Source organism: Streptomyces sp. NRRL WC-3618 (genome assembly GCF_001280005.1).
Classification (GTDB): Bacteria; Actinomycetota; Actinomycetes; order Streptomycetales; family Streptomycetaceae; genus Streptomyces.
Genome location: NZ_LGDW01000482.1, coordinates 24,993 through 34,447, shown reverse-complemented (window position 1 = coordinate 34,447; position 9,455 = coordinate 24,993). Strand labels below are relative to the sequence as shown.

The following is a 9,455-nucleotide window of genomic DNA, read 5'->3' as shown; positions in this document are numbered from 1 at the left end:
GTCTAGGGGGGCCGGGGGCGGGTTGCTGGGTGGGTGCGGGTCCGTTGTGGGTTTCGCGCAGTTCCCCGCGCCCCTAGATCGGTCGGGTGCGGGTCCGTTGTGGGTTTTTGCGCAGTTCCTCGCGCCCCCATTGGGCCGCGCCGCCTATCGGTCGGGTGCGGGTTTGTTGTGGTTTTTTGCGCAGTTCCCCGCGCCCCCATTGGGCCGCGCCGCCTATCGGTCGGGTGCGGGTTTGTTGTGGGTAGGCGTAGATCAGGGGGTGGCCCGTGTGCCTTTGGGCTCCGTTGGGGGTGCTGGGGCCTGGCATTCTTGCTTGTGGACGTGTGTATCGGGAGGTGCGCCATTGTGAAGGCAGGCCAGCGGGCCGTGCGGAGCAGTGTCTGGCTCGAGGGGAAGGCGCGCCGGGGCGGCAGTGGTCGCGGTGGGCAGCCGTCCGGGCTTGATCGGGACCGGATCACCGAGGTGTCCGTGCGGTTGCTGGACGCTGAGGGGCTCGCCAAGTTCTCGATGCGGCGTCTCGCAGCCGAGCTGAACGTGACGGCGATGTCCGTGTACTGGTACGTCGACACCAAGGACGACCTGCTGGAACTCGCCCTCGACGCGGCCTGCGCCGAACTGCGCCTGCCCGACCCGGACGCGCAGGACGAGGACTGGCGCGACCAGTTGCGTACGCTGGCCGGCGAGTACCGCGCCCTGCTGGTCCGCCACCCATGGGCGTCGCCGCTCACCGGGGTCTACCTCAACATCGGCCCCCACGCGCAGGCGTTCTCGATCGCCGTCCAGCGCGTCATCCGTCGCACCGGCCTGCCAATGCGGGGGCAGTCGGGTGCCATCGGTGCCGTCTTCCAGTTCGTGTACGGGTTCGGCACGATCGAGGGGCACTTCATCGCCCGCTGCGCGGAGGCCGGCATGACCCAGGACGCCTTTTTCCAGCATGCGATGAGTACCCTCGATGCCGCCCCGGAGGCCGCCGAGTTCATCCAGGAGTCGGCGGACCTGATGGCGGCGCGGGGCGGCACCACGGTGGAGGAGATGCGCGAGCGGGACTTCGACTTCGCGCTGGAGCTGCTGGTGGCGGGGATCGAGGCGATGGTGGCGCGGGCCGCCTGACCGGCCCGCGTACACCGCGTAGACCTCGTACACCGTGTACAGCGCGTACACCGTGTACAGCGCGTAGACCTCGTACACCGCGTACTGCCTACCGCCCTACGACTCCTCGGTCACCAGACGCGCCGGGAACCCGCCCGTCGCCACCGGGCCCCACTTCTCCGGGGTGACCCTGATGATCGACTTGCCCTGCTTGACCATGGCCTCGCGGTACTCGTCCCAGTCCGGGTGCTCGCCGGAGATGTTCCGGAAGTACTCCACGAGCGGCTCGACCGACTCGGGGGAGTCGATGACCTCGGCCGTGCCGTCGATCTGGACCCACGGCCCGTTCCAGTCGTCGCTCAGGACGAGCAGGCTGACGCGCTCGTCCCGCTTGGCGTTGCGTGTCTTGGCGCGCTCGGGGTACGTCGACACGACGAGCCGCCCCGAGTCGTCGACCCCGCAGGTCAGCGGCGAGGCCTGGGGGGAGCCGTCCGCGCGCCGGGTGAGGAGGATCGCCCGGTGGCGGGGCCGTACGAAGTCGAGCAGCTCGGCCAGGGACACGGCGGTATTCGTAGCGATGTTCGGTGCCATACCCGCAGCCTAGATGTCCTGACCCGTGAGGCCGGCGCCCCGCACAGCCTGGATCTCCAGTTCCACCCTGAGCGTCGTACCGATCGCCGAGATCCCCGCCTGTATCACCTGGTTGTAGTTCATCGCGAAGTCCTCGCGCCGCAGCTCGGCCGTCGCCCGGAACGCTGCCCGCGCCGCGCCCCAGGAGTCGGTGCCGGTGCCGAGGTAGGCGAGGTCGAGGTCGACCTGCCGTACGACACCGCGCATGTTCAGCTCGCCGTGGACGGTCCAGCGGTCGGGACCGGCGGCCGGGGTGAGACCGGTCGAGCGGAACGTGATCTCGGGGTGGGTGTCCACGTCCAGGAAGTCGGGGGACCGCAGATGCTTGTCCCGCGTCGCGTTCCCCGTGTCGATGGAAGCGGCCGAAATCACCGCCTCCACCCGGGAGTTCGCAATCTCTTCCGGCGCGATCGAGATCGTCGCCGTGAACTCGGTGAACCGTCCGCGCACGCTGGAGATGCCCAGGTGCTGGGCGACCGCCCCGACGGACGAGTGGGCCGGGTCGACGGTCCACGGCCCCGGCGGCGGCAGTTCGGCGCCGCCGCCCAGCCGGGCGAGGGTGACGTTCCCGACCTCGGTCCGCCCGCTCTCGGTCACGATGGCGGTGGACGCGGTGGGCGCGTACCCGACGGCCGTCACGATGACGGTGTACGCGCCGGGCGCGAGCGGGGTCGCGTCGCGCACGACCCCGTCCGCGTCGGCCCCGGCCCGCAGCACCTGCTGCCCGGTCATGTCGGTCACGGTGACGACGGCGTGCGACACGGCCCAGCCGTCCCGCGTACGGACCCGCGCGCTCACTCCCATGTTCCGCTACTCCCCGCCCGGGTGGGCGAGTTCGATGTCGTGGTCGTCGGCGCCGCGCCCGGTGACGGTCAGGGCGGTGGCCACCGGCGGGTAGCCGGTCGCGATGACCGTGTACTCGCCGCCGTCCAGATCGGCGAAGGCGTACGCCCCGTCCGCACCGGTCGTCGCCGAGCCGACCACGTTGCCCGCCGCGTCGACGAGTGTGACCCGCGCGTCCCCGAGCGGCCCGTGCGGCGCCCGTACGACACCCTGGACGTGCGCCCCGGACGCCAGTTCCACCTCGACCCGGGTGACCCCGGTGCCGCCGACCTCGACGGGCAGCGCCCGAGGCCGGTACCCGGCGGCGTTCACGGCGACGGTCACGGCACCCGGCACCAGCTCGGCGAACGTGAACTCGCCCTGCTCACCGGTCGTCCCGGTGGCCAGCACATCCCCGCGCACATCGGTGACGATCACCATCGCGCCCTCGACGGGCACCCCGGTCTCGGTGCCGCGCACCAGCCCGCTGAGCCCGCTGGTGCCGCTGAGCAGGATGTCGTACGAGACCGGCTCGCCGTTCACGACGACGGTCGAGGCCTGCGGCTGGCACCCGTCCGCCGAGGCGATCAGGACGTACGAGCCCGTGCCCGGCGCGTCCAGCGCGTAGGCGCCGTCGCCCTGGGTGACCGCGAGGCCCAGCTGACGTCCGGTGAGGGAGATCAGCGTGACGGCGGCCTGCGCGACGGGCGCGCTCTCCGCGCCGCGGACGTGCCCGCGTACCGGAATCCCGCCACGGCTCGGCGCATCGGCAGGATCGGCGGCCTCGACGGCCGCCGTGGCGACGGCGGAGACGGAGGGCACTGCCTGCGTCTCCGCGACCGGGCCGGCGGAGACACCGTTCTCCCCCGCCTTCTCCTCCGCCGCCTGCGCGAGCGCGCCCTTGGTCCGCAACGGGACCTCCTTGATGAAGAGGGAGAAGACGAGCGCGAGCAGGGCGACCGGGGCGGCGTAGAGGAAGACGTCGCCGATGCCGTGTCCGTACGCGCCCTCGATGACCGTGCGCAGCGGCGCGGGCAGCGCGTCCAGGTCGGGGATGGCGTTGTGGGTGGAACCGGAGAGCCCCGCCGCGTACTTCGGGTCGAGGGTGGCCAGACCGTCCTTGAGGTGGTCGGTGATCCGGTGACTGAGGATCGCGCCCAGTGCGGAGACGCCGATCGCGCCGCCGAGGGAACGGAAGAAGGTGACCACCGAGCTGGCGACGCCCAGGTCGGCGGGGGAGACCTGGTTCTGCGTGCACAGCACCAGGTTCTGCATCATCATGCCGACGCCGAGGCCGAGCAGCGCCATGTAGATGGCGACGTGCCAGTACGGGGTGTCGTAGCGCAGGGTGCCCAGGAGGCCGAGACCGGCCGTCACCAGGACACCGCCGGCGAGCAGCCACGCCTTCCAGCGTCCCGTACGGGTGATGACCTGGCCGGAGACCGTGGAGGCGACGAACAGGCCGCCGATCATCGGGATCGTCATGACGCCGGACATGGTCGGCGACTTGTCGCGGGCCAGCTGGAAGTACTGGCTGAAGAAAATGGTGCCCGCGAACATCGCGACGCCGACGAAGAGCGACGCGAGGGAAGCGAGGGTGATCGTGCGGTTGCGGAAGAGCCGCAGCGGGATGATCGGCTCGCTCGCCCTCGACTCGACGAGGACGAAGACGCCGAGCAGCGCGACCGTGCCGCCGATCATCGCGTACGTCTGCCAGGACACCCAGTCGTACTTGTCGCCGGCGAACGTCACCCAGACCAGCAGCAGGCAGACGGCCGCAGTGATGAAGAAGGCGCCGGTCCAGTCGACCTTGGCCTGTCGCTTCACGACGGGCAGGTGCAGGGTCCGCTGGAGCACGATGAGCGCGACGACGGCGAAGGGCACGCCGACGTAGAAGCACCAGCGCCAGCCGAGCCAGCTGGTGTCGGTGATGACACCGCCGATCAGCGGGCCGCCGACCATCGCGGTCGCGAAGGTGGCACCGAGGTAGCCGTTGTAGCGTCCGCGCTCACGCGGGGAGATCATCGCCGCGAGAATGATCTGCGCGAGAGCCGACAGCCCGCCCATACCGACGCCCTGCACGGCACGGAAGGCGATGAGCATGCCCGCGTTCTGCGAGAGCCCGGCGGCGGCCGAGCCCAGCACGAAGACGACCAGGGCGAACTGGATCAGCAGCTTCTTGGAGAAGAGGTCGGCGAGCTTGCCCCACAGCGGGGTGGACGCGGTCATCGCGAGCAGCGACGCGGTCACGACCCAGGTGTAGGCGCTCTGGCCGCCGCCGAGATCCTTGATGATGTCGGGCAGGGCGTTGGAAACGATCGTCGACGACAGGATCGCGACGAACATGCCGAGCAGCAGCCCGGTGAGCGCTTCCATGATCTGCCGGTGCGTCATCGGAGCGCCGTCGGCCGAGCCGTGGGAGCCTCCCCCGTGCTTGGCGTGAGCCGCCCGCACACCGGCTGGTGTGGTCGTTGCCATTGAGCTTCCTTGTCTACGTCTACGTCTACGTCATCGTCTTTACGGCGTGTGGTGTGCGCCGAAGCTGTCCCGGAGGCGGCCCATGAGGCGGGCGAGTTGCCCGACCTCCTCGTCGCTCCAGTCGGCGAGCCGGTGGGCGAGCAGGTCGGTGGAGCGCCGGGACAGTTCGCCGATCTGCGCCCGCCCGGCCGTGGTCAGCCGCAGGATGCGGGAGCGCTTGTCGGCGGGGTCGGGGAGCCGTTCGATCCAGCCGCGTCCGGCGACGTGGGCGACGTGGCGGCTGGTCACGGACATGTCGACGGCGAGCAGCTCGGCGAGCCGGCTCATCCGCATGTCCCCGTACCGGTCGAGCAGCGTCAGCACGGCGGCGGAACCGCCGGGACACCCGGGCGGCAGGTTCCGCCCCATCTCCCGCTTCACGGCACCGAAGGCGCTGAACTGACGCACCAGCTCCTCGTACTGCGCCTGCTCTGCCATCGCACCCCCTGCGTCATGTCCGCATGCCCTGCAACCCTCTAATTGTTGCTTGGGGCAACCATATGACCAAACCATAAGAAAGATTGGTTGCTACAGGCAAATGAATCGGGGAGGGGTGAGGCTAAAAACTTGGCAAAGGCAAGCATTGGCGAACGTAAACATGCAGGTGGGGAGGGTGAATGAGGGGACCGGCTTGGGAGGGCCCCGGCGAGTTCGCTAGGGTCTCGCACCATGGCCAACACCCCCAGCACTCAGGGCCCCGAGGGCAACTACGACCCCGCGGGCAGCACCCAGATGTTCCGAGCATTCGTCGACGAGACCCCCCAGGGCACCGGCCGCCAGGCCCCCGCTCCGGCGGGCCCCCGTGTCGGCCTGATCGTCGGCGTGGTCGTCGCGGTACTGGTCGTCGCGGCGGTGGCCTGGCTGGCGCTGAAGTAAGGAAGGGCTGGGCGACTCGTCCGCGCGGGACAGTGACGTCCCGCGCTTTGTCGTGCGCGCGGCTCGGCGGGTTGCTTCGCTCGGCCCTGGTGGCGGGAATCTGCGTCAGGTCGGGTGGTCCGTCCGGTGGTACGGGCAGTCGCAGCGGTCACTGAACAGGGGTGGGCTGCCGGCAGATTGCCAGGGCAGCGCCGCCAGCTGCTCTTCATCGACGACGAACCGGCCGAACTCGCTACGTCCTACTACCCCACCCACCTTGCCCGAGGCACCGCACTCGCCGAGCAGCGCAGAATCCGCGGTGGTACGCCGGCCCTGCTCGCCGAGCTCGGCCACCCACCACACCGCAGCGTCGACCGAGTCTCCGCCCGGGTCCCCACTCAGGAACAGATCGCGGCCCTGCGTCTGCCCGGGAACCTGCCCGTCCTACGAACCCTGCGCGTCGTCCACAGCTCGGACGAACACCCGGTCGAGGTCACCGTAATGGTCAAGGCGGGCCATCTGTACGAGCTGCAGTACGAATGCACCTTTCCCTCCTGACTGGGAGCAACTGCCCTACGCGTCACCGTGCCCGAAGGCGCCGGTGAGGCACCGGTGTTGTGGAAGGGAAGCGTCACCTTCTCGCACCGGCGTCTGTCGGTGGGCTCGCGTACCGGCGCACCCGCGACCAGCCGCGCGGGACCGGCGGGCGGCGACGGTTGCGACGACGTCGGCACCGGTGCCGGCGAGGTAGTGGGCGTACCCGCAGTCGGACCCTCACTCGCAGGCTCGCCGCCCCGCCCGCACCCGCAGGTGCCGCAGGAGCGGAATTCGCGCCCACACCTGGAGAGTTGGCGCCCGTCTCCGGAACAGCCGTCGATTCGGGCCCCGTTGGTGATGTTCGCGGCCGACTCCCCTGCCCGGCAGACGAGTCGGGCGCCGGAGTGCTCGGCTTTCGTTCCTCCAGCGGTACGAACGTCACCTCCCCGGTGGGAGCGATCGCCGTACCGCCACTCGCCGGTCGCTCGACCGCGACGTACGCCTCATCGGGGCCGCCGCCGTCTCCGCACGCCGCCAGCACCCCGGCCAGGGCGCAGGCCACGACGGCCGCCGAGGTGGGCAGGGTGATGGCGCCCCGGCGGTCATGCGTCGCGGGCATCTGCCGAAGCATCGCGACCTCGTCGCTGATGCTCCGTCAGACGTGAACCGTCAGGGACGGACCTCTCAGTCGGAGATCAGGCCCTCGCGGAGCTGGGACAGGGTTCGGGTCAGGAGGCGTGACACGTGCATCTGGGAGATGCCGACCTCCTCGCCGATCTGCGACTGGGTCATGTTGGCGAAGAAGCGCAGCATGATGATCCGGCGCTCACGCGGCGGCAGTTTGGCCAGCAGCGGCTTCAGGGACTCGCGGTACTCCACGCCCTCCAGCGCCGTGTCCTCGTAGCCGAGGCGGTCCGCCAGGGAGCCCTCGCCGCCGTCGTCCTCCGGGGCCGGGGAGTCCAGGGACGAGGCCGTGTACGCGTTGCCGACCGCGAGGCCGTCGACGACGTCCTCCTCGGACACGCCCAGGACCACGGCGAGTTCGGCGACCGTCGGGGAGCGGTCCAGCTTCTGGGCGAGTTCGTCGCTGGCCTTGGTGAGGGCCAGCCGCAGCTCCTGAAGGCGGCGCGGTACGCGCACCGACCACGACGTGTCGCGGAAGAAGCGCTTGATCTCGCCCACGACCGTCGGCATCGCGAACGTCGGGAACTCGACGCCGCGTTCGCAGTCGAAGCGGTCGATCGCCTTGATCAGGCCGATCGTGCCGACCTGGACGATGTCCTCCATCGGCTCGTTCCGGGAGCGGAAGCGGGCCGCCGCGTACCGGACGAGGGGGAGGTTCAGCTCGATGAGGGTGTCCCGGACGTACGCACGCTCGGGGCTGTTCTCGTCGAGGGCGGCGAGCCGCAGGAACAGGGAACGAGACAGGGTGCGGGTGTCGATGGGCCCCGTGGCCGGCGGTGCGGCCGGGAGGGCCTGGACGGCCGGGGCTGCCTCTGCCTCGACCTCCACTACGAGGGCCGGGACGTCGTGAAGCTCGGCGGGCGCCGACTCGCTCTTGGTGAGCGTGAGCACCTTGGAGCTGCCCTGGTCTGCGGACATGCCACCCCCTTTGGGTCGCGGACGGTCGCGGCGGTCGTTCCTGATCTGAGGAACGCAGCCTTCACCTGAATACCGGAGCCGAAGCCACGGCAAACGCTCTTCCGGCAGAATGTCACATGTCGGCAACACGCTGTAGTGACATGTCGACATGGAGGACGTGGATCCGCCCTGGAAAAAGGGGGTGTGATGGTTTTTCAGCCCAGAAACACCGGGAAGTACGACCTTGAGCGATTCGCTCTCCCAGGTGACAACTCGATCCTGTATCCGGATATGACTGAGGTGACGTCTGGGGGTGACGCTTCGGGTGGTGGCGACCCGGGCTCTGACCCGGGCTCTGACCCGGGCTGTGACCCCGGCTGTGACCCGGGCTACGCCTCGACGCGGTTCGCGGAGCGCAGGCGCGCGAAGCTGCGGGCCAGTAGCCGGGACACGTGCATCTGGGAGACGCCCAGTTCGGCGCTGATCTGCGACTGGGTGAGGTTGCTGTAGTAGCGCAGCAGCAGGATGCGCTGCTCGCGTTCCGGGAGTTGGACGAGGAGATGGCGGACCAGGTCGCGGTGCTCCACGCCGTCCAGTGCCGGGTCCTCGTAGCCGAGGCGGTCCACCAGGCCGGGCAGGCCGTCGCCCTCCTGGGCGGCTTCCAGGGAGGTCGCGTGGTACGAGCGGCCGGCCTCGATGCAGGAGAGCACGTCGTCCTCGCTGATGCGCAGCCGCTCGGCGATCTCGCCAGTCGTCGGGGTACGCCCGAACGCCGTCGTCAGGTCCTCGGTCGCCCCGTTGACCTGCACCCACAGCTCGTGCAGCCGGCGCGGTACGTGGACCGTACGGACGTTGTCCCGGAAGTACCGCTTGATCTCGCCGATGACGGTCGGCATCGCGAACGTCGGGAACTGCACGCCCCGGTCCGGGTCGAACCGGTCGATGGCGTTGATCAGCCCGATGGTGCCGACCTGGACGACGTCCTCCATCGGCTCGTTGCGGGAGCGGAAACGGGCGGCCGCGTAGCGCACGAGCGGGAGGTTCGCCTCGATGAGCGCTCCCCGCACGCGGTTGTGCTCCGGCGTACCCGGCTCCAGGACGTTCAGCTGGCCGAAGAGCACCTGGGTGAGCGCCCGGGTGTCCGCGCCCCGGCTCCGCTGTGGCGCGGGCTCCTGAGGTGCGGGTTCCTGGGCGACGGCGTCGGGGGCAACGGCTTCCTGGGGTGGCGCAGTACTGGCCGACACGGTCAACGCCACCTCTTCATCGGTCAACTCGACGGTCAACTCAACGGTCGACTCATCCGTCAAAAGCGGTCATAGCATCACAAGACATGTGCACTGTGTGCAAGCACCCCATAACTCCGTGTTGAGGGTGAGTTGGTGCGCAAGACGCGAAAAGGTCCCACACCGTTCCGGTGCGGGACC

The 9,455-nt window shown here is 69.8% G+C and carries 8 protein-coding genes and 1 pseudogene; 3 read left to right on the top strand and 6 right to left on the bottom strand.

Going from position 1 to position 9,455, the window contains the following annotated elements; translation table 11 throughout:
* The first annotated feature begins 342 nt into the window (after positions 1–342).
* Positions 343–1,110, top strand: a complete 768-nt coding sequence (locus tag ADL01_RS38045) for a TetR/AcrR family transcriptional regulator (RefSeq protein WP_053746646.1) — start codon at positions 343–345, stop codon at positions 1,108–1,110.
* Between the two features lie 96 nt (positions 1,111–1,206).
* Here ADL01_RS38045 and ADL01_RS38040 read toward each other — a convergent pair whose 3' ends face one another.
* Genes ADL01_RS38040 through ADL01_RS38025 form a run of 4 tightly spaced genes read right to left on the bottom strand, consistent with a single transcriptional unit; the run spans position 1,207 to position 5,496 of the window.
* Complete coding sequence (locus ADL01_RS38040) at positions 1,207–1,680, bottom strand: PPOX class F420-dependent oxidoreductase (protein ID WP_053746642.1); 474 nt, start codon at positions 1,678–1,680, stop codon at positions 1,207–1,209.
* A 9-nt stretch (positions 1,681–1,689) separates the two neighbouring features.
* A complete protein-coding gene (locus tag ADL01_RS38035) occupies positions 1,690–2,523 on the bottom strand; it encodes a YceI family protein (RefSeq protein WP_053746641.1) in 834 nt (277 codons plus the stop codon).
* Positions 2,524–2,529: 6 nt separating this feature from the next.
* A complete protein-coding gene (locus tag ADL01_RS38030) occupies positions 2,530–5,019 on the bottom strand; it encodes an MFS transporter (protein ID WP_107091109.1) in 2,490 nt (829 codons plus the stop codon).
* A gap of 39 nt (positions 5,020–5,058) precedes the next feature.
* Complete coding sequence (locus tag ADL01_RS38025; RefSeq protein WP_053746640.1) at positions 5,059–5,496, bottom strand: MarR family winged helix-turn-helix transcriptional regulator; 438 nt, start codon at positions 5,494–5,496, stop codon at positions 5,059–5,061.
* A gap of 231 nt (positions 5,497–5,727) precedes the next feature.
* Between ADL01_RS38025 and ADL01_RS38020 the strand changes: the two genes are divergently transcribed.
* The gene (locus tag ADL01_RS38020) at positions 5,728–5,934 is read left to right on the top strand and encodes a hypothetical protein (RefSeq protein WP_053746639.1); all 207 of its coding nucleotides are present in this window, start codon (positions 5,728–5,730) and stop codon (positions 5,932–5,934) included.
* Positions 5,935–6,063: 129 nt separating this feature from the next.
* Positions 6,064–6,471 (top strand): annotated as a pseudogene (locus tag ADL01_RS38015) (UTRA domain-containing protein); the annotation flags it as partial.
* A gap of 663 nt (positions 6,472–7,134) precedes the next feature.
* Here the strand turns inward: ADL01_RS38015 and ADL01_RS38010 are convergent.
* Together ADL01_RS38010 and ADL01_RS38005 are read right to left on the bottom strand one after the other, a co-directional pair.
* Positions 7,135–8,052, bottom strand: coding sequence for an RNA polymerase sigma factor SigF (locus tag ADL01_RS38010; RefSeq protein WP_053746638.1), 918 nt, complete (start codon positions 8,050–8,052; stop codon positions 7,135–7,137).
* A gap of 368 nt (positions 8,053–8,420) precedes the next feature.
* Positions 8,421–9,287 (bottom strand): RNA polymerase sigma factor SigF, encoded by an 867-nt coding sequence (locus tag ADL01_RS38005; RefSeq protein ID WP_199835074.1) that lies wholly within the window; start codon positions 9,285–9,287, stop codon positions 8,421–8,423.
* Between the last annotated feature and the right edge of the window lie 168 nt (positions 9,288–9,455).